At 45.0% G+C, this 24,073-nt stretch carries 22 protein-coding genes; 10 read left to right on the top strand and 12 right to left on the bottom strand.

From position 1 onward, the window contains the following. The first annotated feature begins 7 nt into the window (after window positions 1-7). Both AB4Z08_RS24100 and AB4Z08_RS24105 read left to right on the top strand, forming a co-directional pair. Window positions 8-1,594 (top strand): SusD/RagB family nutrient-binding outer membrane lipoprotein, encoded by a 1,587-nt coding sequence (locus tag AB4Z08_RS24100; protein WP_441576348.1) that lies wholly within the window; start codon window positions 8-10, stop codon window positions 1,592-1,594. 221 nt (window positions 1,595-1,815) lie between these two features. After that, on the top strand, window positions 1,816-3,141 hold the full coding sequence (locus AB4Z08_RS24105) for a DUF5690 family protein (protein ID WP_441576349.1): 1,326 nt from the start codon (window positions 1,816-1,818) through the stop codon (window positions 3,139-3,141). 77 nt (window positions 3,142-3,218) lie between these two features. On the opposite strand, the gene AB4Z08_RS24110 is transcribed toward AB4Z08_RS24105, so the two are convergent. The 12 genes from AB4Z08_RS24110 to AB4Z08_RS24165 form a co-directional block, all read right to left on the bottom strand. Further along, window positions 3,219-3,437, bottom strand: a complete 219-nt coding sequence (locus tag AB4Z08_RS24110; RefSeq protein ID WP_441576350.1) for a Sec-independent protein translocase subunit TatA/TatB — start codon at window positions 3,435-3,437, stop codon at window positions 3,219-3,221. 129 nt (window positions 3,438-3,566) lie between these two features. Further along, window positions 3,567-4,142 (bottom strand): alpha-ribazole phosphatase, encoded by a 576-nt coding sequence (gene cobC / locus AB4Z08_RS24115; RefSeq protein WP_441576351.1) that lies wholly within the window; start codon window positions 4,140-4,142, stop codon window positions 3,567-3,569. After that, window positions 4,109-4,885, bottom strand: coding sequence for an adenosylcobinamide-GDP ribazoletransferase (locus AB4Z08_RS24120; protein ID WP_441576352.1), 777 nt, complete (start codon window positions 4,883-4,885; stop codon window positions 4,109-4,111). The genes cobC and AB4Z08_RS24120 overlap by 34 nt, the downstream gene beginning before the upstream one ends. Continuing rightward, window positions 4,882-5,928, bottom strand: coding sequence for a nicotinate-nucleotide--dimethylbenzimidazole phosphoribosyltransferase (gene cobT / locus AB4Z08_RS24125; protein WP_441576353.1), 1,047 nt, complete (start codon window positions 5,926-5,928; stop codon window positions 4,882-4,884). The genes AB4Z08_RS24120 and cobT overlap by 4 nt, the downstream gene beginning before the upstream one ends. A gap of 13 nt (window positions 5,929-5,941) precedes the next feature. Next, window positions 5,942-6,454 carry a bifunctional adenosylcobinamide kinase/adenosylcobinamide-phosphate guanylyltransferase gene (cobU, locus tag AB4Z08_RS24130; RefSeq protein WP_441576354.1) on the bottom strand — a complete coding sequence of 171 codons (513 nt, stop codon included), beginning with the start codon at window positions 6,452-6,454 and terminating at the stop codon, window positions 5,942-5,944. Window positions 6,455-6,569: 115 nt separating this feature from the next. Continuing rightward, entirely contained in the window at window positions 6,570-7,904 is a 1,335-nt protein-coding gene (locus AB4Z08_RS24135) for a DUF5074 domain-containing protein (RefSeq protein WP_441576355.1), read from the bottom strand. Between the two features lie 186 nt (window positions 7,905-8,090). Continuing rightward, window positions 8,091-8,684 carry a DUF6580 family putative transport protein gene (locus AB4Z08_RS24140; protein ID WP_441576356.1) on the bottom strand — a complete coding sequence of 198 codons (594 nt, stop codon included), beginning with the start codon at window positions 8,682-8,684 and terminating at the stop codon, window positions 8,091-8,093. Window positions 8,685-8,701: 17 nt separating this feature from the next. After that, entirely contained in the window at window positions 8,702-10,645 is a 1,944-nt protein-coding gene (locus AB4Z08_RS24145; protein WP_441576357.1) for a TonB-dependent receptor, read from the bottom strand. A gap of 103 nt (window positions 10,646-10,748) precedes the next feature. After that, entirely contained in the window at window positions 10,749-11,399 is a 651-nt protein-coding gene (locus AB4Z08_RS24150; protein ID WP_370908523.1) for a tetratricopeptide repeat protein, read from the bottom strand. Between the two features lie 67 nt (window positions 11,400-11,466). Next, window positions 11,467-12,339, bottom strand: coding sequence for an EamA family transporter (locus AB4Z08_RS24155; protein WP_441576358.1), 873 nt, complete (start codon window positions 12,337-12,339; stop codon window positions 11,467-11,469). Between the two features lie 74 nt (window positions 12,340-12,413). Then, complete coding sequence (locus tag AB4Z08_RS24160; protein ID WP_441576359.1) at window positions 12,414-13,634, bottom strand: MFS transporter; 1,221 nt, start codon at window positions 13,632-13,634, stop codon at window positions 12,414-12,416. Between the two features lie 197 nt (window positions 13,635-13,831). Next, window positions 13,832-14,512 carry a FadR/GntR family transcriptional regulator gene (locus AB4Z08_RS24165; protein WP_441576360.1) on the bottom strand — a complete coding sequence of 227 codons (681 nt, stop codon included), beginning with the start codon at window positions 14,510-14,512 and terminating at the stop codon, window positions 13,832-13,834. Window positions 14,513-14,599: 87 nt separating this feature from the next. Between AB4Z08_RS24165 and AB4Z08_RS24170 the strand changes: the two genes are divergently transcribed. The 8 genes from AB4Z08_RS24170 (at window position 14,600) to AB4Z08_RS24205 (ending at window position 24,064) form a co-directional block, all read left to right on the top strand. Beyond that, window positions 14,600-15,295 carry a sterol desaturase family protein gene (locus AB4Z08_RS24170; protein WP_441576361.1) on the top strand — a complete coding sequence of 232 codons (696 nt, stop codon included), beginning with the start codon at window positions 14,600-14,602 and terminating at the stop codon, window positions 15,293-15,295. 84 nt (window positions 15,296-15,379) lie between these two features. Next, window positions 15,380-17,776 (top strand): alpha/beta hydrolase family protein, encoded by a 2,397-nt coding sequence (locus AB4Z08_RS24175; protein WP_441576362.1) that lies wholly within the window; start codon window positions 15,380-15,382, stop codon window positions 17,774-17,776. A 170-nt stretch (window positions 17,777-17,946) separates the two neighbouring features. Further along, complete coding sequence (locus AB4Z08_RS24180) at window positions 17,947-18,825, top strand: AraC family transcriptional regulator (protein WP_441576363.1); 879 nt, start codon at window positions 17,947-17,949, stop codon at window positions 18,823-18,825. A 14-nt stretch (window positions 18,826-18,839) separates the two neighbouring features. Continuing rightward, window positions 18,840-19,301, top strand: coding sequence for a DUF983 domain-containing protein (locus tag AB4Z08_RS24185; RefSeq protein ID WP_441576364.1), 462 nt, complete (start codon window positions 18,840-18,842; stop codon window positions 19,299-19,301). 190 nt (window positions 19,302-19,491) lie between these two features. After that, window positions 19,492-20,841 (top strand): TolC family protein, encoded by a 1,350-nt coding sequence (locus AB4Z08_RS24190; RefSeq protein ID WP_441576365.1) that lies wholly within the window; start codon window positions 19,492-19,494, stop codon window positions 20,839-20,841. Window positions 20,842-20,854: 13 nt separating this feature from the next. Next, window positions 20,855-22,081 (top strand): efflux RND transporter periplasmic adaptor subunit, encoded by a 1,227-nt coding sequence (locus AB4Z08_RS24195; RefSeq protein ID WP_441576366.1) that lies wholly within the window; start codon window positions 20,855-20,857, stop codon window positions 22,079-22,081. After that, window positions 22,078-22,830 (top strand): ABC transporter ATP-binding protein, encoded by a 753-nt coding sequence (locus AB4Z08_RS24200; protein ID WP_441576367.1) that lies wholly within the window; start codon window positions 22,078-22,080, stop codon window positions 22,828-22,830. The genes AB4Z08_RS24195 and AB4Z08_RS24200 overlap by 4 nt, the downstream gene beginning before the upstream one ends. Before the next feature lie 13 nt (window positions 22,831-22,843). Further along, window positions 22,844-24,064 carry an ABC transporter permease gene (locus tag AB4Z08_RS24205; protein ID WP_441576368.1) on the top strand — a complete coding sequence of 407 codons (1,221 nt, stop codon included), beginning with the start codon at window positions 22,844-22,846 and terminating at the stop codon, window positions 24,062-24,064. Window positions 24,065-24,073: the final 9 nt, after the last annotated feature.

Here is a 24,073-nt window from a genome sequence, read left to right on the forward strand (position 1 = left end):
GCTTTGTATGAAATCATTTAAAATATTTACCATCATCGCTTTAGCAGGTGCTGTCCTCAGCAGTTGTAACAAGAAGTATGAGGATTACGCAGTCAATACCAACAAACCTTCTAAAGTGCCGCCAAGCCTGGTGTTAGGTGGGGTATTGGCAGATATGAATGCAGATAAACCCTGGAGCAACATTATGCGCTGGAACCAGTTTGATTGCTGCAATTACAACTACTATGGTGATCAGCGTTATGACTGGGGCGGTGCTGATTTTAACAGTTATTACTCCATGATGAACGTGCAACAAATGGAAGGGGAAGCCAGCCGCCTCGGTGGACAAGCCGTGAATCCATATAATGCACTTGGCAAGTTTTTCCGTGCCTGGTTCTTTTATCGTATGACTAACCTGGTAGGAGATTTACCAATGAAAGATGCCTTACAGGGCAAGTTGGGACTAACCCCTAAGTATGATGATCAGAAGGCGGTGTTTATGCAGATCCTGCAGTGGCTGGAAGATGCAAATACACAACTGGCGCAGCAAATAGCCAATCCAGATAAAAGCATTACCGCAGAAGGACAGTTACTGAAAGGAGATTTCTACTATGGTAATGATATGACTAAATGGCAACGTGCGGTAAATACTTTCCATTTACGTGTACTCATTACATTGAGTCAGAAAACAGCCGATGCTGATTTGAAAGTAGCGCAACAGTTCAAAGCAATTGTTAGTAATCCTACTAAGTATCCGTTGATAGAATCAATGGACCAGAACCTGCAGTTTATCTATAATAACATCAATAAGTACCCCTCCAATCCGGATAATCTCGGCTTTGATGCTACACGTTATAATATGTCTGCTACCTATCTTAATGCGTTGGTAAAACTGAATGATCCGCGTGCCTATGTCACTGCTGAACCAGCTACCGCACAATTGAAAGTGGCGCACAAAACACCGGCAGATATTACTGCTTATGTAGGAGCGGAGCCAGGTATCAGCCAGAGTGATATGTCGGCCAATATGTCTAACGTAGATACAGCGGTATATTCCGTTCGCAGCCGCAGCCGTTACTATAGCAATTATGCTGCGGAACCTGGTGTTATCCTTGGTTTTCCTGAGCTGTGCTTTAATATGGCAGAAGCCATCAACCGTAAATGGGTAGATGGTGATGCAGAGGCCTGGTATAAAAAAGGTATTAAGGCTTCGTTGGGCTTTTATGGTGTTCCTGCTGAAGCACCGGGATCTATCGTAAAAACGTATGGTGGTAAACGTTATGAAATACCATTTGATTTCGAAAACAGCTATTACAAACAGGCAACTGTTAAGTACCAGGGCGACAATGCTCAGGGGCTTGCCCAGATCCTGACACAGAAATACCTGGCCTTCTTTGAAAATTCCGGCTGGGAAGCGTATATCAACTGGAGAAGAACCGGTGTACCTACTTTCAGCGTAGGTGCTGGCACCGGTAACAGTGGTGTTATCCCTAAACGCTTTAAGTACCCTGACTCAGAGCGCTCAGCTAACACTATTAACTGGACGGCTTCCCTGCAAAATCAGTTTAAAGGAACTACAGATGATATCAATGCGAGTATGTGGCTATTAAAGTAACCCATTGATAGCTTTTGGCCATTAGCTTTTAGCTTTTAGTAAAAATGCAGCGTAGATCAACAATTGTTGATTTACGCTGCATTTTTACTAAAAGCTAAAAGCTAATGGCTAAAAGCTGTTAAACTAAACGAAGTTTAGTTTAACTTAACATTAAGTTCAGCTATTGTTAACAATGTGTTTACATTGGACCCTCACCTTTGTCCCAAACCATTCGTTACGATATGCTGAATATTCCCTGGTTACAGAAACGATTGCAGAACGCGCATCACCTTACTTTTTCCTTATATGCTGCCTTAGTAGCTTTTGGTACCTATTCCTGCATGTACGCCTTTCGTAAGCCCTTTACAGCGGGGATCTTCGAAGGCGTAACTTTTCTGGGGATAGATTATAAAATATGGTTGGTGATTACGCAAACCATCGGGTATGCCTGCAGTAAGTTTTATGGTATCCGTTTTATTGCGGAAATGAAGGGGAATAAACGGGCGAGGAGTATTATAGTGCTGATGGCCATTTCCTGGCTGGCATTGCTCTGTTTTGCGGTAGTGCCGGCGCCTTATAATATTGCTTTTCTTTTCTTAAATGGCTTCCCTCTGGGAATGATATGGGGACTGGTATTTAGCTACCTGGAAGGCAGGCGCAGTACGGAGTTTATGGGAGCAGTATTATCTATCAGTTTCATCTTTTCATCAGGATTTGTAAAGTCGGTGGGCAAAATGACGGTAGTGGACTGGCATGTAACAGAGTACTGGATGCCGTTTGTAACGGGGCTGATATTTGCATTGCCCATCGTTATTTGTGTGATATTACTGGAACAAATACCGCCGCCAAGCGAAAAAGATGAGCAATTACGAACCCGGCGTGCACCGATGAATAAACAGGAGCGAAAAGATTTTCTGCAAGCGTTCTTACCCGGTCTGGTACTGCTGATAGCCAGTTATGTACTGTTAACTGTATTGAGAGATATGCGGGATAATTTTGCAGCAGATATCTGGAAGGACCTGGGCTATGGTGCGCAGGCGGGAATTTTTACACAGACTGAAATCCCTATTTCTATTGCCATCATTGTTATTATGGGATTGCTGGTGTTTGTGAAGAATAATTTCCATGCCTTTATGCTGAACCATTTTATTGTGATCACGGGTTTTGCGATCGCCTTTATCAGTACATTATTATACAAGCAGCATCACCTGGATCCTGTGTGGTGGATGACTTTAACGGGCCTCGGTTTATATATGGGCTATATTCCTTTTAACTGTATTTTTTTCGAACGGTTGATTGCTGTATTTAAGTACGTGAGCAATGTAGGCTTTATTATTTACGTGGCAGATTCGTTTGGCTACCTGGGAAGTGTGTGTGTAATGTTATTTAAGAATTTCAGTGGAATGTCGTTGTCGTGGAGCCAGTTTTTTATGGATGCAGTACTCGGTGTATCCGTTACCGGTATTGTGATGATGATAGTGGCAGCCTGGTATTTTAAAAAAAGATTTGAATCAGTGAACAATAAAAATGCTGCAACACTAACAACAGATGTGCAGCTGGCTGCCTGATCACAGGTGTATTAAAAAAGGCAAATCGTTCATGCTATATGAGCGATTTGCCTTTTGTTTTTATAAGAGGAATTCAATTAGCTTTTTGCGTCTGTAGCATCAGCATTGCTTCCTTTCTTTGATGGTTCATCTTTGGCATCTTTGAATTCACGTATGCCGCTACCCAAACCACGCATCAGCTCAGGTATCTTCTTACCACCAAACAATAACAATACTACTAATGCTATCAGCAGCAATTCTTTGATACCTATTTCCTGCAAAAATAAAAGCGGGATATTCAGAAAAGATGTTGTCATTATATCAGATTTAATTGTGTTCTTTTATATACGGTAAATGCAAACATAAAGTTAGCACGATTTACCAGTTTTTTTGTTTTTTGGGAAGATATTTAAATATTTTAACATAATTGACTTACTGGCAATTAGTTACAAATTAGAAAATATCACTTTTACCTCCTCATTTTCCACTTGTAAATGCGAAACCCGGCCATAATCGATTTGAATATCGAAAGCATCCACCAATGCAGTATCGGTCACATGCGCTAATATACACCGGATCACTCCGCCATGTGTCACCAATACGGCATCATTTCCTTTGGCGATTACTTCTTCCAGTAATTGAATGCTGCGGGTATACAGTTCTTCATAGCTTTCTCCGCCCGGAATGTGCTCAAAAACCACGTTGTCGGCCCATTTACGGAGCGCGGTACGACTGATATTATCCCAGGGAAGCATTTCCCAGTCGCCGAAATTCATTTCCTTCAGACGGTCGTCTTTAATGTAATTGCTACCAAACAAGGCCGCAGCCAGCTTTTCGCAACGCTGTAAAGGGCTGGTATATACATCCATTGTTCTGGCAGGCAGCAGGGGCCTTACCCTGGCTGCTTCTATGTCAAAACCAGCAGCAACATCCACGTCAGATGCTCCATAACAAACGCCACTTTCTATTGCCGGTGTGGTATGCCGGATCAGGTATATTTCCATGTGAGAATACAAAAGCATAAATAAATAACGGTTTCCGATACCTGTTGCACAGCTCCCAGGCAATCGCCCGTATAACCTCCTATCCACTTCTGCATTAGCCGCACCAGGTACCAGCGGGCCAGTATCAACGCGGGAATAGTCAACAGCAGGGTGTAGTTATGCAGATAAATAATGGCGCCTATAAAAGGCAGCCAGCCCCATATAGCGGCTATTGCCAGATCAGATAAACTGATGCCCTGTGCAATAGGTTTGGCCTTACTATCGTCGTTTTCGCGTACGTACTGGTGTGTGTACACTACGGTGATGGCCATAAAGCGACTCAGTGGCTGCGCCGTAATAATAGTAATCATGACCAGCGGCAATGATAGCTCCCTCAGGGCTAAAAATTTGAGCGTCATAATCAATAAAAGCCCCAGCATACCATAAGTGCCAATGCGGCTGTCTTTCATGATATCCAGGATCTTTTCTTTTGTCCAGCCGCCACCAAAACCATCGCACATATCAGCAAAGCCATCTTCATGAAAGGCGCCGGTTACCCATACACCCATAATAATAGATAACAAAATGCTGATCATGGGCGGAGCAATGGTGCCCAGAATGTACAATAAGCCAATCATGAAACTACCCGTTATCCATCCTATCAGGGGGAGAAAACGGGTAGCTTTATTAAGCATTTCCGGTGTATATGGAACACTAACGGGAACGTGTATACGAGTATAAAACATGATAGCGGTCAGCAACAACTGCCATTGTTTTTTCATATGGTACGATTTGATACCTGCGCACTGTTAAAGCTGGCCATTTCTGCCAGAAAAGCTACGGCACTTTGTACCAGCGGTATCGCCAGTGCCGCGCCGGTGCCTTCTCCCAGGCGCATATCCATTTGTAATAAAGGTGTTACTTCGAGGTGCTGCAGCATTGCTTTATGCCCTTTTTCTTCTGAGCAATGTGCAAAAATACAATAGTCTTTTACTGCAGGCTGTATGTTGGCTGCTACCAGCAATGCTGCGGTAACAATGAAACCATCTATCACCACCAGCATTTGTAGCGCAGCAGCTTGCTGTATAGCGCCACAAATCATGGCTATCTCAAAACCACCGAATGTGGCCAATGCCTGCTCCGGTGACGCAGGCGAAGCATGTTTGGCTACCACCTGTTGTAATACAGCCCGCTTTTGTGCCAGCTGTTGTGCATTACTGCCGGTGCCTGCGCCCGCACATTCGGCTACCGGTGTTTTGGTGAAATGGCTCATCAGCAATGCTGCTGCAGAAGTGTTGCCAATTCCCATTTCCCCGAAGCCTACAATATTGCAACCCTGTTCGTGTAATAGTTTTACTTCTTCCGCACCCGCCTGCATTGCAAGTTTACACTGATCGAGCGACATGGCAGGCATATGCAGGAAGTTCTGCGTCCCCATGCCCATTTTGCGGTCTTTCAATAGCGGATGTGGTGCAAAAACATGGTTTACACCGGCATCTACGACGGTCAATTGCAGGTGATGCTGACGGCAAAAAACATTGATTGCAGCACCGCCCTGCAGAAAATTATTCACCATCTGCGCAGTCACTGCCTGTGGAAAAGGGTTTACCTGTCCATCAGCGGCAATGCCGTGGTCGCCTGCAAATACAATAATAGATGGGTTTTTGATAACAGGTGTCAGTGTATTCTGTACAAGACCTGCCTGCAATGCAATCCCTTCCAGCTTTCCCAATGATCCGGGCGGCTTGGTTTTCTGATCTATTTTATCCTGTAATGCTCCTCTCAATTCCTGTGACACAGGTGTTATACGGATATTGCTCATCATGCGGGTGAATTTATTACGCTTCCTTTTTTATGACTACGGGGATACCGGATACCATCAGCACTACGGTGTCGGCTATACGTGCAATGTATTGGTTTACCCAACCCTGCAAATCTGTAAACTGTCGCCCGACTGCAGTTTCCGCATGTACGCCCATGCCTATCTCATTGGTTACTACAATAAAAGTACCGGCCTTTTGTTGCAGTGCATGTATTTCTGCTTTTATAGCTTCGAGGGTACTGTTCACATCATATGCCTGTTGCTCAAAGAAATTCGTAAGCCATAAGGTAACACAGTCTACCACTACGGTATGTCCATCCAGTGGCAAACGGCTTACATACAATTCCTGTTCATAGTTGATCCACATGGCGCCCCTCTCTGCCTTGTGCCGCTGTATCCGTTGTGCAAAATCATCATCCCACACTTTGGCGGTAGCTACATATATGGGGTGCGCACTCAGTGATAGCGCCATTTCCTGCGCATACCTGCTTTTACCGGACCGCGCACCACCTGTAATTAGAATCAGCATGTAGCTTTTAGCAGTTAGCTTTTAGATAAGTAATTGTTAAAGCATTTTGTCAGCGTTGTAATATTTAGCTTTTAGCCATTAGTTACCGGCAGTTTCCTGCTAAAGCTAATGGCTGCTAGTTAAATACTGGCATCGCCGGGAAGAAAAAGCCGGTGTAGGTTACGCTTTTCTTCAGGCCACCACTGGAAGCATCATAGATGTAAAGTGCATTATCTTTATAATTGTCGCCATAGCCCGATTTTACATCTGTTACTACCAGCGTGTTATTACCAGGGTTATATCTTACGGCGGCGCCAATCAGTTCGCGACCAGCCGGAATAGTAAGGAATGGAGTGGAAAGGGAGGCGCTATTACCTACGGTATATTTGTAGATTTCTCTGCCACCAGCTCCCCAGCTATTGGTTTTGCCAATGAATAAGGCATTTTCAACAGAAGAGGCAGTCAGCATACCAGCATTCCATGCGCCCCAGGAACCGTTCACGGCAAATGGAACAGCAATGGTATCTACTCCCAGTGTTTGTGCATTAATCGCAAAGAGTGATTGGCCCTCTGCAGCCCAGATACGACCATCAGGTGTTGTGGCAAAACCTACATCTGCCTTATTAAGCACTTGTTTGGCCACACTGAAATCATTGATGTTTAATGCCAATACCCCATCTGTCTGGGACATTACAAAAATATAGGCACCCGCCTTAATCAGGCCGCCTATTTGTCCGTTTACATTGTTTATTTTGCTACCTGCGGTCAATGCGTTCAGGTTGATAGGATACAGACCGTTAGCAGTACCAATAAGACCAGTACCGGTATTTACACCCAGGAAGGAATTGCCATTGGACGGCAGTTGATCGATACGGCCGGTTTCTTTCATGGTGCCGGCATCTGCTACTACTAAACCTGCTCCATCTTTGGATACGAGGTAAATTTTATTATTGAAAACGGCGCCATACTCTGTAGTGGTGCCTAGTGTTTTACCCGGATTATTACGTTGAAATACATGCTGGTAAACGGAATCTTCGCCGTTGCGGTAGAAGTTCACATCACCCGGCTCATGTCCAAACCAGCCTTCATTTACCAGGAAAAATCCATTTTCAAATTTACCCAGCACTTTTACCTGGTAGTAATAGCTAGCCATGGCATTGCCGGAAATTATTTTATAAGAGATGGTATAATCACCTCTTTCTGTTGCGGTAAAAGTAAAAGTTGAGTCAGTACTCTTCTGTACACCATTCACCAGCCATTGGAAGGTTGGATTTTTAACATCTGCCAGCTGAGGATTCAATACCCTGCTGTCACCAATATAGATCGTGTCTTTACCATTTTTTAAACCCGGAGCTACAATCTGAGGAACGACTACTTCTGCCTGGTTATCTTTTGAGCAGGAGGCTAAACCCGCTATAGATATGGCTGCTACAATAAAAGAAAGTTGGAATTTGCGTGAAATGCTGCGCATGTTTAGTTATTTATTTACGTATGTCTTGTTTTCGTATGGGTATTACAGTTAGTGACTGTATTGATGGTGCCTGTACAGAATGCTGATGCAGAAGAGGGAAATCCCTATAATAATTTAGAGATTTGGAATCAGACAAATGTAGTCATCTGCCCAATATCCAAATCTCTAAAAAACAAATTCAAAATATTATTGTGCAAAACGCAGTCTGCGTTTTACCACTTCAAAGCTGCCGAAGAAAATAGTGCTGTAGATAAGATTGCCTACCAGGGTATACCACATGTAAGGGATGGCCTGGATATAGCAACTGCTGAAGCCCGCCAGATCCTTAGTGTAAGGCAATCCGGTCAGCAGATTGGTAGATCCGCTGATCCACACACCAAAGTTGGATACCAGGAAGTGAATGAGTGCAGCGCCGGCAGAACCCATCAGGATATTTACCACACTTGCTTTTTTGATCATCAGTTGTCCCAGTAATACGATCAGCACAAAGCTGGCGTAGTTCCAGATCCAACCCTTGTACAGTAAGCCATCTGCATATTGCTTATGGAAAAACTGCATCAGGATAATATCACTGATGAATAAGGCCAGTAAAGGAAAAGCATATGATTTCCACTTTTGTGAAAAGGAAGCACCGCCAAATAAGGCCATAGCGCCAACAGGCGTGAACATAGCTATTGGTGACATGTTCGCATCAGCTCCCAACAAGACGCGTATTACACCTGCTGCCAGAATGAAAAGCAGCAATACACCAAAGCGCGGATTAAGATTCTTTAAAGACATTATGTTGGTTTTAATGTTTACAAATTGACTGTGATGCCGGTGGTAAAGTTAAACCGACGTGAATTATAACCGGAAATATCAAAATACTGATAATCTGTAATATTTCTAAATCCGGCGAAAATTTTAAGCAAGTTACCAAATTTATATTCACCGTATAAATCCAGGGTATAATAATCCCCCATTGGTACTTTGGCTTCGAACCGCTGTCCGGTATACTTATATGTAGCCGACACATACAGGGCCGGAGTGGCCTGATACCCTAAAGTCGCATTCACCGCATGTTTAGGTATTCTGTACAGGTTGTAGTAAGAAGTATCTTTTTTGTCCTGTGAAACGGTAATACGGCCATCTACATAGGTATAATTGGCAGTTAATACTAATCCCTTTGTAATCAACCAGCTAGCTTCCACTTCGGCCCCATAGGCCTTTTGCTTGTTGGCATTCCGATACTGGCTGACCATGGTGGCCGGATCATAAAAGAAGATGATCAGGTCGCGGGTTTCTCTTGCAAAACCGGTTACCCGGAAGTCTAACCGGTTATGCGCCACATTGGCCTGGTAGCCCGCCTCGTAACTGGTAGTAGTCTCCGGTTTCAGTCCGGTGTTGCCGTACCCGTTTGTATATAACTGATACAGGGAAGGTACACTGTAAGCAGAAGATATATTAACAAATAGTTTATGATGATCATTGATCAGGTAAGACGGGTTAATAGAAATGGTTTGGTTATTACCATATAAGTTGTGGTAGTTAAACCGCCCGCCCAGTTCCAGGTTAAAGCCCCCGAGGTTGTGTAACAGCAGGGAGGCAYAGAGGCTGGTTTGATTGGTATGGGAGCTGTCCGGAGACAAAGAGGTAGTATCCGGCCGGGGGCTGTAGAATGACTGCAGATAGTCCTGTTGCTTCATATTGGAGCGGGTATACGAGGCGCCGCCGATCAGCCGTATCTGGCTCGTCACATCCCAGTTCACATAGGTTTCTACCTGGTGGGTATTAGCCGTAAACAGGGTGCTGTCAAACTTTGCATAGGCAGTGGGCACCTGGAAGGAAGAGTCGTTTACCACTGCGCGTTTGGTGCGCTGATAGCTGTACAGCACGTGCCAGGACCCATTCTTAAAACGGTATTCACTACTGAAGCCATTCAGCAGGTACTTGGAGGTACCGGTATAATCTTTATCATCCACATAGCGATCTTCATCCAGGGAATGATGATAATCGTTCCAGTTCAGCAGGTACTGGAAATTCCAGCGGGAGCCGGCACTCAGTCCCAATTTGGCAAATACGGCGTTTTGCCGGAAGCCATCTTTATCAAAACCAGCCTTGCCGGTAGAGTCATATGCGTCAGAGAAACCATCGGTCTTTTCATGCTTATAGCTTACCAGGTAAGAAAAGCGCTGTATGTTGCCATGTACGTTCACATTGCCCTGGAAATCACGGTAGCTGCCGTAACTGCCGTTTAAGCCCACACCAAATTTCTTATCTCCGCTTTTGCGGGTAATAATATTGATCACACCGGCTACGGCGTTGGAGCCATATAATGTAGACTGGCTGCCACGGAGTATTTCAATTCTTTCTACCTGGTCCGGGGTAATAAAATTAAGGTCAAAGCTGTTGTTGGACTGAGAGGCATCGCTAACCGGTAAGCCATCTACCAGGATCAGCGCATTACCACTGGCAGCACCACGCATAATTACAGACGGTACGGTACCAGCCGTATTTTCCGATCCTATTAATACCAGTCCTGCCTGCTGGTTCAGGATACTGGCAATGCTCTTGCCGCTATTCTGTTGCAGGTATTCATGAGAAAGAATGGTAACTACTTTGCCGGTTTCACTGGCTTTTTGAGGGCCTTTGTTGGCTGTTACAGTAACCTCATTCAACTGACTAATCCGGCTGGAATCCTGTGCAATAGCAGCTACGTATAGCAGCGTAAAAAGAAAAGTAGTGTAAAGTTTTAATTGCATCCGCTAATTTTTTATGTAGAAAAAACTAAAAATGCAGCGAAGATAAAAGTTAGCTACTTCATCTACGCTGCATTTCTAAAAGCTAAAAGCTAACTGCTAAAGCTTATCCCGGCATCCGGGAAATATATTTATCCATTTCTTTAATCTGGCTCACGATCTGTGCAGTGGTCGGCTTTTGTGCCTTGGCTCTGCGGAAGTATTCTTTGGCAGATTTGAAGTCACGGCGGCTCATGGCGATGGAGGCCAGGGTTAACAGGGCCGCAGCCGTGTTTTCCTTGTCAGGCAAACCTTTACGCATGGCGATTTTCAGGTTCTGGTCAGCCGTTTTTAAATCATTTTTCTGATAGGCAATGGTGCCCAGCTGAAAGTATTGCATGCCTTCGTATTCCTTCATCGGACTACCGGAGTTAATACTCTGACGGATAGTAGATTCAGCTTTATCGAGGTCATTGGAATACATGGCCATGTTGCTTTGCATAAAGTAATATACAGAGCGGATAGGTTTGTACAGCAGTTTAGGGAACTTCACCTGGTTCATCAGGGCAGTAGCCCTTTCAATATCTCCGGCTTCCACGGCTTCCTGTACCATTCTCATGGGACCAAACATCACGTGTGTAACCAAACATACCAGTGCCAGCACCAGCACAATGGTAGCTTCCCACCAGCCTACAGTTAAGCCCAGTGCAATACCGCCTGCTAATAATATAATACCTATCGGGAGGCGATATAGAATAAAAAAATTAAATGCTTTCATGAAAAAACAGTTCGTAAATCACTAATAGAGGGTGCAAAGATAAATAAAAAAAACACCTCATGGGTTTTCATTTACGACGTTTCAGATTCGCCATAGCAATAGCACTTAATATGATCACCACCCCCAGTATCTGCAGGGCAGATACGCTTTCATGCAGAAAAATGGTGGCGGCCAGCATAGCTACCGGTAACTCCGCCGCACTGAGGATAGCGCCCAGGGATACCCCTGTTTGCGGCATCCCTTTGGAAAAGAGGAAAGGAGGTAGCACCGTACCAAAGAGTGCCAGGGGAATTCCCCATATCCACAGGTTGGTACCGGTAAAACGGCCGTTAAACAGATAAAGCGGGGGAAAGATCAGGGAGATAATAACAAATGCCCCGGTAACCAGCCACGCGCTTTTCAATACCGGCCCAAGCGATGCGGCTACCCGGCCACTCACCACAATGAATACAGTGTAACATATGGCGGCCAGCATCCCAAAGCCTATTCCTTTCCAGTTAAGGGGCGTTTCTCCCGCGTTGAATACCCCACCTGCCAGCAATGTACCACCCAGGATAAAAAATACCGCCAGCCATTGTATAGGAGTAGGCCGCTTTTTGTAAATAACCCACTCGGCGAGCATGCTCATCCAGGTAAACTGCATCAGCAGTATAATGGCTACACTGGCCGGAATATATTGTACACTCTGATAATAAGTAATACTTACCAAACCTGTGGAACTACCCAGTATAAAACAAGTACGTGCATCTCTATTATTAAGTCCATAGGTTTTACGGCCCGATAATAAATGAAGCATCCATAATGCCAGCATACCGAATCCCGCCTGCACACTGCACAATTCTCCTAATGTATATCCCTGGTGATACCCTGATTTAACGATCGTTGATAATATCCCAAAGCTGCAGGCACCCAATAGTACCAGCAGTATACCTTTCCACATAAACAATTGTTTTAGGGTGCGAAAGTAGATGAATTTTGTGTTACTCCCTTTGAACAGGAGTAACACAAAATTGGTTATTTCTTCTTTTCCAGATTGGGCAAAAGTGCAGTGAGGATTCCTATTAAAGGAAGATACGCACATACTTCATATACATAGGAAATACTGGTGGCATCGGCTAAGCGGCCCAGTAAAGCAGAACCTACACCAGCCATACCAAAGGCAAGACCAAAGAACAGACCGGCAATCATGCCTACTTTACCTGGTACCAGTTCCTGTGCATATACCAGGATAGCAGAAAATGCAGAAGAGAGTATAACGCCAATGAATACACTTAATACAGCAGTCCACATCAGGGTAGCATGTGGCAGCAATAAAGAAAACGGCGCCACGCCCAGAATAGAAATCCAGATCACATATTTGCGGCCAATACGATCACCGATGGGGCCACCAATGAAAGTACCTGCTGCTACAGCAAACAGGAAGATGAACAGGTATACCTGCGCACTTTGTACCGATACATGGAAACGATCCATCAGGTAAAAAGTATAGTAGCTGGTCATGCTGGCCATGTAAAAATATTTGGAGAAAATCAGCACCAGTAATATACCCAGGGAAAAAACAATCCGGGTGTTAGACAGGGTAGGTTGATCCGGCTGCTGTACTACTTTCTTCGGCTTAATGCGATGCGTATTGTTCAGGTACCATTTGCTGATGTTCAACATGATCACAATGGCAATTAATGCGGCCACGGAAAACCAGATCACATGGAATTGACCGAATGGTACAATCACCATGGCTGCCAGCAGGGGACCAAGTGAACTACCGGCATTACCCCCCACCTGGAATAATGACTGTGCCATACCATGCTTACCACCGGATGCCATGTAAGCAAGTCTGGATGCTTCGGGGTGAAATACCGCCGATCCAATACCTACCAGTCCTACGGATACCAGTACCATAGGGAAGCTATGTGCCATAGACAAGCTGACGAGTCCTATCAGGGTAAAGCCCATACCAATGGCCAGTGAATAGGGTTGCGGCTTTTTATCGGTGTACAAGCCTACCAGCGGCTGTAGCAAAGATGCCGACATCTGGAACGTGAGGGTAATTAAACCTACCTGTGTAAAATTTAGTTTCAGTGAATCCTTCAGTACAGGATACATAGCGGGGATGAGCGACTGCATGGTGTCGTTCAGGAAGTGGGTAAAGCTTAATGCCAAAAGGATAGACAGCACCGTTTGCTGTGCTACCTGCTGTGCAGCAGCTTTGGGCTGATCGGTAAATGTTGTTTCCATTTCTGTTCTTTTGAGATCAGATCATCTGATGTTTAAGGGTAAAAAATTATTTAAGCCGGTGATGGTTTTATTTCCAAAACCAGTGCGGTTAAGTTTAAGCATATATCTTTTGTAAGCCGGACAGGCTTGCGTCCAACGCTTTTTAAATAAACAAAAACCAGTTCAAGTTAACCTGGATCCAAAGCAAGCCTTCGTCACTAAATACTTCGCGGTACGTCACTGATTTTGGTGGCCCAAACCAGTGCCCTCTTTGGATCTTTATCTATAATACTTTGCAAGAGCGCATCATGGTAATGCTGGGTTGTTATAAAACTATTAGTGTTGGTATAACGCAACAGAAACGAAGTCTTTAAGTGCTCTGATACGGTTCGGTAAAGGTCGCGCATGATCTCATTCCTGCCCGCTTCTGCAATCGCATTATGAAAATTGATATCCGCCTGTATACAAGGTTCCAGCTGATTACTGGCGGCATATTCAAAGCGCTTCTTCAAAAAGCCCTTCATTTTTTCTATATCCTTGTTATTGCGATGCATCGCTGCCTTCTCCGCAATTTTTACTTCCAGTAAAAAACGCACTTCATTCAGGTCTTCAAAATCTGCCCGCTGCAGCCGCTGCGATAAAGCCTCTCCGGGACCCGACTGAGACAATACAAAGGTGCCGAGCCCCTGCTGTACACGTACCAGTCCTCTGTGCGCCAATATTTTCACGGCCTCCCGGATGCTGGATCGCCCAACGGAAAACTGTGTCATCAGCTCCGGCTCAGTAGGGAGTTGCTGCCCCACTAAGTATTTGCCGGCAACGATTAATTCCTGTAGCCTGTCTGCTACTTCCTCAGCCAGACTGAGTCGCTTTAAAGGAGAAATGTTTAAATTCGTCATATCATCTGATGATTGCAAAGATAAGCGCTTTTTTATTTTTTTTATTTTTTTGAGAAGATTTTTTGGGAGATTGTTTACTGAAAACAGATGGATACACTGCTAAATACCTTGCAAAACTGGCCTTCCTGGCTGCTATGGATTATTTTCCTGGCGGAGAATACTGCTATTTTAGTAGGAGTACTTGCCTGGGGGAACAGATTGCAGCGGAAATCCCATCACATGTTTGCCTATACCCGGAGGCAGTGGCGTATTGCAGCCGTTACCACCATCCTCAATACTGTCATCACCTATGCAGGATACTGGCTATGGACACAGGACGCCATCCGCCTCACCACCGCTTTTTCAGGCAGGATCTTACTCGATGCCTGCTTCCTTTTTTTCGCCATGGATTTCCTGATGTATGTATTCCATTATGTGATTCATAAAACGCCCTTGTATCAGCTGCTGCACACCTTACATCATAAAGCTGTTGACCCGGAACCGATAGATCTGTTTATTTTGCATCCACTGGAAACGCTCAGTTTTGGTGCTTTATGGCTGCTGTTATTATTATTGTTTCCGCTGAATATTTATGGTATTATCATCTACCTGATCATCAATGTTATCTTCGGTATGACGGGGCACCTGGGCATGGAACCATTGCCTGCAAATGTGCGTCAGTGGCCGGTGCTGAAGTATCTTGGTACTTCCACCTTTCATCATACGCATCATCGGAATGAGCAGTGTAATTTTGGATTTTATACCAGCATATGGGACCGTGTCTTTCATACATTTAATCGCTGATAATAACGCATTCATCACTTTCTGCTTTGTTCTCTCTGGCAATAAGTTTATTTTGGCAAACTGCTTATAAACATCAACCGCTATATGAGAAAATTGATTTTATCATTATCCTTATTTATTACTTTCCGCGCCTATGCACAAGATGCGCTGAAGTACCAGACTCCTCCCGAAAGTATACTGCAATTAGCTATGGCAGCGCCTCCACCACAAACAGACTTTAGTAGTAAAGGGGACGTGATGCTGGTAATGGATCGCGCTACTTTCCCAACAATTGAAGAATTATCACAACCGGAATATCGATTGGCAGGATTGCGTATTAACCCGGCGAACTTCGGTCCCAGCAGGGGGAGTTATGTGACAGCTATTCGTGTTAAAGATATCAAAGGCAATAAAGAATATGCTGTATCCGGACTTCCGGCCAATGCGCGCATCAGCCATGTGAACTGGTCGCCTACACAAAAAAGTATTGCGTTTACCATTACCAATTATAACTCCATTACTTTATGGAAAGCAGATATTGCTACCGGCGCCGCTTCCCAGCTAAGTAGCCGCCGCCTGAATGATATAGCAGGCCCGGTGTTTACGTGGATAGACGATAACCGCATACTGGTATTGGCAGTTCCTGCTGCCATTGGCAACGCGCCGGAAAAACCATTGACACCGGAAGGTCCTACGGTACAACAAACCAGTGGTAAGGCTGCACCGGCAGCTACTTTCCAGGATATGCTCAAGAATCCATACGATGAAAAACTGGTGGATTATTATTTTCAATCAGAACCGGTGATCATCAGCAATAACGGAGAACAGGTGATCGGGAAAGCTGCTATTTATACAACAGCTGCTCCATCGCCCGATAAACAATACCTGTTGGTGGAAAGCCTGCATCGTCCGTATTCATACCTGGTGGGCGCCGATCGCTTCCCAACAGAAACAGAGATCTGGAAAATAAATGGCGAACCGGTAAAAAAAATAGCCAGCAACCCGTTGGACGAAGTAAGACCCAAAGGGTTTGATGCTACGAGCAATTATCCACGTCATTTTTCGTGGCGCAACGATGCTGCGGCTACTATCTGGTGGGTGCAAGCCCTGGATGGTGGCGACCCTAAAAAGGACGTGCCTTTCCGTGACGTGGTGAATGTACTTCCGGCGCCATTTACCGCCGACCCAACCGCACTGGTAAAAACAGTAAATCGTTTTGCAGGAATCAGTTGGGCCAATAGCCAACTGGCACTGGTGTCTGATGCCAACAGCACACAACAAAAAACAAAGGTGAGCCGCATCGATCCTTCTCATCCGGAACAGGCCCCGGTGACCATTATTGACCGTTCTGAAAATGATCGTTATAATGATCCTGGAAACCCGGTGATGGTGAAGAATCAATATAACTGGTCCGTATTATACGTTTCTCCTGCACATGAATTGCTGATGACAGCGCCGGGTGCATCTCCTGAAGGAGATCGTCCTTTCCTCTCGGCATTTAACCTGGATAATAGTAAACAACGTATCCTCTGGCGCTCTCAGGCGCCGTATTACGAACAGGTAGCGAGTGTGATAGATCCGGCTAAACTCGTAGTGGTGGTGGCACGTGAGTCTGTTACATCTCCCGTAAACTACTACCTGCAGGACCTGAAGAAAAAAACATCTGTGGCCCTTACGGCATTTCCTCATCCGCAACCGCAATTGAAAGGAGTACAGAAACAATTGCTGAAATATAAGCGTAAGGATGGGGTAGACCTCACCGCTATGTTATACCTGCCGGAAGGTTATGATCCCGCTAAGGATGGTCGTTTGCCTGTGCTGATGTGGGCCTATCCGCGTGAATATAAATCTGCCAGCGATGCCGCCCAGGTACGTGGATCTGCCTATAGATTTACCCGTGTAAATTATGGTTCTCCCATTTTCTGGGTAACCCGCGGTTTTGCGATCATGGATGCCACCGAAATGCCTATTGTGGGAGAAGGGGATAAGGAACCCAATGATACTTTTATTGAGCAACTGGTAATGAATGCCGATGCAGCGGTAAACAAGATCACCGAAATGGGTGTGGGAGATAAAGACCGCATTGCTGTTGGTGGCCACTCTTATGGCGCTTTTATGACCTCTAACCTGCTGGCACATACGAATCTCTTTAAAGCCGGTATTTCCCGCAGCGGTGCTTACAACCGCACCTTAACACCTTTTGGATTCCAGAATGAACAGCGTACCTATTGGCAGGCGCCGGAGGTATATTATAAGATGTCTCCGTTTTCTTATGCTGATAAAATCAAAGCACCTATTCTGATGATTCACGGGGAAGCGGATAATAACTCCGGTACTTTCCCGATCCAGAGCGAAAGGTTATACAATGCCATCAAAGGCAACGGTGGTACTGCCCGGCTGGTATTTTTACCGCAGGAAAGCCATGGATATGCTGCGAAGGAAAGCATCCTGCATATGCTGTGGGAGATGGACGAATGGTTAATGAAATATGTAAAGCCATAGGCTTTTTGTCTTGTTCAGGATTATACTGATTCAGATGATTACAGGAATTTTTAATCATGTGAATCAGTATAATCCTGAACAGGACAAAAAATCACAATAAGTAAAAAGTACCATTAAAGCCCCTAATACCACAACCCCTTTAACAACTTCCGTTGTACCTTTGTCTCATCATGTCAAAGGCACTCATTCCAACATACGATATTTGTTCTCTGGCTATGGGAATGCCGGCATCTGAAGATATCCTGGTGGCCCGGTTTTCTGAATACCTGGCGGCACACAGGGACATTCATTTTCCTCACCGGCATTCATTCTATCATCTGGCGTTTTTTACTGCCGGGGATGGCAGTCATACCATTGACTTTGAACGTTTCCCGGTGAAAACAGGGCAGTTGTATTTTATGGTGCCCGGGCAGGTGCACAGCTGGTTTTTTGAAGGGCAGATAGAAGGCTACGTGATGAATGTATCCGCTGGTTTTTTTAATGCCTTTTTACAGGATGCAGCCTATGTGGAACGATTTCCTTTTTTCAGTGGCGTAAGTGCAGAAGGAGTGGTACAACTACCTAAACCTGCCATTCCTGTAGTAACCGCGCTGTTCGAATCCATGCTAAAGGAAATGGACGGAACGCAGGCGTACAGCCAGGACATGTTGCGACTACAGGTACTGGAAATGTTTATCGCAGTAAGTCGAGCCAGCAGGCAGGGACTATCCAGGCAGGAACCGCCGCACAATTACGTATTACTGCGCAACTTCCGTAAACTGGTAGATCAGCATTATATGCAGCTACGGTTGCCAAAGGAATATGCTGCCCTGCTGTACGTAACACCGAATTATCTCAATGCTTTTTGCCGGCATATGCTCGGAAAATCTGCCGGAGAAATTATCCGCGACCGGGTACTGCTGGAGGCAAAAAGGTTATTGATCAATGCAGATATGAGTATTGCCGCCATCGCCTGGCAGCTGAATTTTGCAGACAATTCTTACTTCACCAAGTTTTTTAAAAAATACGCAGGAGTTACACCGGAGGAATTCCGGAAAAATATTTCCTGATAAATCTTCATTATATGTGTGCAGATAAAAACCATGAAAAACCCAACCTGCTGAAAAGCCTGTTGGGGAACAAGTGTGCCCGTTGCAGACGTGGATCTATTTATACCACCAACAATCCATACGATCTGAAAAACTGTCTGAAGATGCCGGAAAAATGCCCGGTATGCGGACAGCAGGTAGAAGTAGAGGTAGGCTTTTACTACGGTACCGGCTATGTGAGTTATGCACTGTCAATAGCCGTATGTGTGGCCAGCCTTATAGCCTGGTGGTTGTTCATCGGCTTCTCTATTTATGATAACCGTATTTTCTGGTGGTTAGGCGTAAATGCTATGTTGCTGCTGCTTTTACAGCCTATGCTCATGCGTTGGTCCCGCACCATCTGGATGGCTTTCTTCGTTTATTATGATGAAAACTGGCACCAGGGGCCACCGGAAGGCACAGGCAGATCAAATGCTACGTTTAAGAATGCGATATAATTAAAGTCGAACTAATTTTAACAAATTGCGGATTTACAGGTTATATACTGTGGATCCGCATTTTTTATTAAAGTAATCTCACAGGTATGAACAAGCCAATTGATGTATGAAGACGAATAATTCGTTATATTGTATAACTATTTAGCCCCTTATTCCAGTAGTAGCTTTTACTAACATCAATGCTTAAACGATGATGTGGTTCAGACAGCCGGGAATTTTACTTTTCTGTTTATTTTTCTTTTTAGTCAACCCCCTGCTCAAAGCACAGGATAGCAGTACGGTGAATCTCCCCGCACAGTGGACCTTGCAGCAGTGTTTTGACTATGCCATGAAAAACAATATTCAGCTAAACAGTTTACGTCTGAGCCGTATGAGCACGGAACAGGACCAGTTGCTGTCCCGGGCTGCCAGGCTGCCCAACCTGACTGGATCCGGATCCCAGTCGCTCAATGGTGGTAAAACGTCGAATGCTTCCGGTGGAACTCCCTACGAAGTGTATACTTCCGGCAACTACTCCGTGAATTCCAACGTCACCATTTTTCAGGGTGGCTACCTCAATTATGATATCAAACAAAAGAACCTGTTAACACAGGTAGCAGGACTGAACATTGCACAGCAGGTCAACGATATCACCGTCCTTATTACACAGGCCTATCTCAATATTTTACTGGCAAGGGAAAACATTGTATATGTAAAAGATGTGGTAGCCACGTCCGAGGCCCAGGTAAAACAAGGGCAGCAACAATATGATGTAGGTAGCATTGCATTGATAGGGCTGGTGCAATTGAAGGCCCAGTTGTCTAATGATCGTTACCTGCTGACTACCGCAGAAAACCAGCACCGGCAAAATAAGCTGGTATTGAAACAGTTGTTGCAATTACCCAGCGGCTACGACTTTGAAATAACAGAACCGGATACACTTATCTCCAACACACATCTGTATGCTTTACAGGAAGCGCAGGATTCTGCGTTGGCTAACAGACCTGAAATAAAAAGCAGTGAACTGGGCATACAGGTCGCCAACCTGGATCTGGCAAAGGCAAGAACAGGGTATTGGCCAATGTTGACAGCCGGTGGCGCATTGGGCTCGTCTTATAATGGTGGCGGTACAGGTAGTACTTATTTTAAGCAGCTGGATAATAATTTTTATCAGCAGATAGGACTCACTTTATCTGTGCCTATTTTCACCCGCCGTGTAGTAAAAACAAATGTGGAAAAAGCAAAGATAGAAATAGATCAGTCGAGGCTTACACTACAGGATACCAAAACAAATCTCTCGCAAACAGTAGAACAGTCTTATATCAATGTGCTGAATGCACAATCACAATATGATGCTGCAGTGGAACAATTGAAGTACTCACAGGAAGGCTATCGGATCGCGAGTGAACAACTGAAAGTAGGAGCAGCCAATATCGTGGTTTTTTTACAGCAGAAGAATTTATATATACAGGCATTACAATCTTATATACAGGCTAAATACAATGCTGCTCTGAATATCAGGATATATGATTTTTACAGGGGCATACCGGTCAAACTATAAATGCAAATGAGGTATGAGAAAATATAAAGGTGTTATCATAACTATAGTGATCATACTGCTGGTGGTGGCTATCTGGTATTTCTTTATCAGGAAAAAAACAGTGCCGGTTTCTTTTGAAACAGCCCAACCCACCTACGGACATATTGCTACCACCGTTACTGCTACAGGTACTATTCAACCGGTAGATACCGTAGCGGTAGGTACACAGGTGTCTGGTACACTCAAATACCTGTATGTGGATTTTAACAGCCAGGTAAAGAAAGGGCAGCTGCTGGGAGAACTGGATAAAGATTTATTCCAGGCGCAGGTAGATCAGCTGAGAGCGAATGTACAGGTAGCGCAGGCGAATCTCGCGTATCAGAAAAACAATTATGAACGACAGGAACTATTATATAAAACGGGTGCCATCAGCAAAGCAGATTATGATGTAGCCCGCAACCAGCTGGACCAGGGCAAAGCGAATGTAGCCAGCGTAAGTGCACAGCTGGCGTCGGCACTAAAGAATTTTTCCTTTACAGAAATACATTCTCCTATTGAGGGAGTGGTATTAAACAGGAATGTGAGCGTAGGACAAACGGTAGCGGCCAGTTTCAATACACCTACCTTATTTGTAATCGCAAAAGATATTACCAAAATGCAGGTGGAAGCCAGTGTAGATGAAGCAGATATTGGTAATGTCACGGACTCCCAGCGTGTATCCTTTACCGTGGATGCTTATCTGGAAGATGTGTTTGCTGGGCGGGTGCAGGAAATCAGGCTGCAACCTTCTGTTTCTGCCAATGTGGTCACCTACAATACTATCATCAATGCACCTAACGATAACAAGAAGTTAAAGCCAGGCATGACGGCTAACGTAACCATTTATACTGCAGAGAAGGATTCCGCCTTACTGCTGCCTGTAAAGGCGCTCAAGTTCAGACCGGATTCTGCACAGTTAAAGGATTACATCATACAAAGTGCTGTACGTAAAACGCCGGCGGAAAGAAAAGATACCAGCGGCAGAACATTTAAAAGTACTGCGCGCATTGGCTCTTCCAACTATGTATGGCTGTTGCGCGGCGACACACTGGTACAGAAGCGTATCAGAACAGGACTAAATGATAATACACATATCGAAGTACTGGCAGGGATAAACGAAAATGATGTGGTAGTAGTGGGCGTAAATGCTGCTGGTGCTGTAGTAGCGGCGGGAGGTACCAGTAGTCCGTTTTTACCAAAAATGGGAGGGCGTAGACGATGAGCAATGGCAAAATATTAGAATTGCAGCAGATCAAGCGTGAATTTGTGATGGGCACAGAAATCGTGCGTGCGCTGAAAGGGGTAACCTTTGATGTATTTGAAGGAGAGTTTGTCACCATCATGGGCAGTAGTGGTTCCGGTAAAACTACCCTGCTGAATATCCTCGGATGTTTGGATAAACCTACTTCCGGGAATTACCTGCTGGATGGTATCAATGTGAGTAGTTTATCGCGCAATGAACTGGCGCGGTTACGCAATCATAAAATAGGCTTTGTATTCCAGGCATATAACCTGCTGCCCCGTACATCTGCCCTGGAAAATGTAGAATTGCCTTTGTTCTACAATCCGGAGTTGACAACCAAAGAGCGCAGGGAGCGGGCATTGGGAGCACTTGGGTCAGTGAAGCTGGCAGACAGGGAAGGGCATACTCCCAGTCAGCTTTCCGGCGGACAGCAACAGCGTGTAGCGATTGCACGGGCTTTAGTAAATCATCCGGTGATGATCCTGGCAGATGAGGCTACCGGTAACCTCGATACCCGCACTTCCTACGAAATTATGGCGCTGATGCAGGAGCTGAATCAGCAGGAAGGGAAAACGATCGTATTCGTAACACATGAGCCGGATATTGCTGCATTCAGCAGCAGAACGGTGATGTTGCGGGATGGGAAGGTGGTAAAAGACAGTAAGAATGAAAATGTACGTTCGGCAAAAGAAGCCCTCGCATCTTTGCCGCCGGCAGAAGATTATTAATTAACCCGTAAGGATGAGTGCAATTAATCTCATAATGATCGCTTTAAGGGCTTTGCAGCGGAATAAACTCCGCGCATTCCTGACTATGCTGGGCATCATCATTGGTGTGGCAGCAGTGATTGCTATGGTGGCAATAGGAGAGGGTTCCAAGCAAAGTATTCAATCGCAGCTGGGTAATATGGGATCTAACATGATCACGATTTTGCCCAGTAGTAACGTGTCCGGCGGGGTAAGAATAGGTGGCACCAGTTTTCAGTCGCTGACCATCGTAGATGTATTGGCTATACAGAAAAATGCAGAATATGTAAATGGCGTATCGCCGGTTGCCTCCACCAAAGGACAGGCGATTTTCGGCGCACTGAACTGGCCTACTACGCTGCAGGGGGTAGCACCGTCTTATTTTGATATCCGTAAACTTACGGTCAGTGATGGCATCAGCTTCTCCGATGCAGATGTGGCTACGGCCGCCAAGGTATGTTTATTGGGACAAACCGTGATCAACAACCTGTTCCCCAGTGGTGAAAGCCCGGTAGGAAAAGTTATCCGGCTGAACTCTATTCCCTTACAGGTAATCGGCACATTGGCACCCAAAGGACAAAGCTCCTTCGGACAGGATCAGGATGATATCATTCTTACACCATATACGACCGTACAAAAGCGTATCCTGGCTACTATTTATTTTCAGAGTATTTATGCTTCAGCGGTAAGTGAAGGTGCCTCTGAAGCTGCGACAAATGAAATTATAGATATCCTGAGAACCACGCACCGGCTGCGTCCCAGCGATGAAAATAATTTCCAGGTAAGAACCATGGAAGAGTTGATTAAGACATTGAGTTCTACCAGCAGCCTGCTAACTATCCTGTTAACCGCTATTGCCGGTATTTCCCTCGTTATAGGAGGTATCGGTATCATGAATATCATGTATGTATCTGTAACAGAACGTACCCGCGAAATAGGCTTGCGTATGTCTATAGGCGCACGTGGAATTGATATCTTATTGCAGTTCCTGGTAGAAGCGATTATCATTAGTATTACCGGCGGCTTAATAGGTGTGGCATTAGGTATTACTTCTGCCAAAGTAATTACACTTACGTTAGGCTGGCCTACCATGGTATCTGAATCTTCTATTATCCTGTCTTTCGTGGTATGTGCATTTACAGGCGTGTTTTTTGGGTATTACCCGGCGCAGGCTGCATCCAGACTGGATCCTATTGAGGCATTACGGTATGAGTAATGACAATAT

Origin of the sequence: Chitinophaga sp. RAB17, assembly GCF_052114225.1 — a bacterium.
Lineage (GTDB): Bacteria > Bacteroidota > Bacteroidia > Chitinophagales > Chitinophagaceae > Chitinophaga.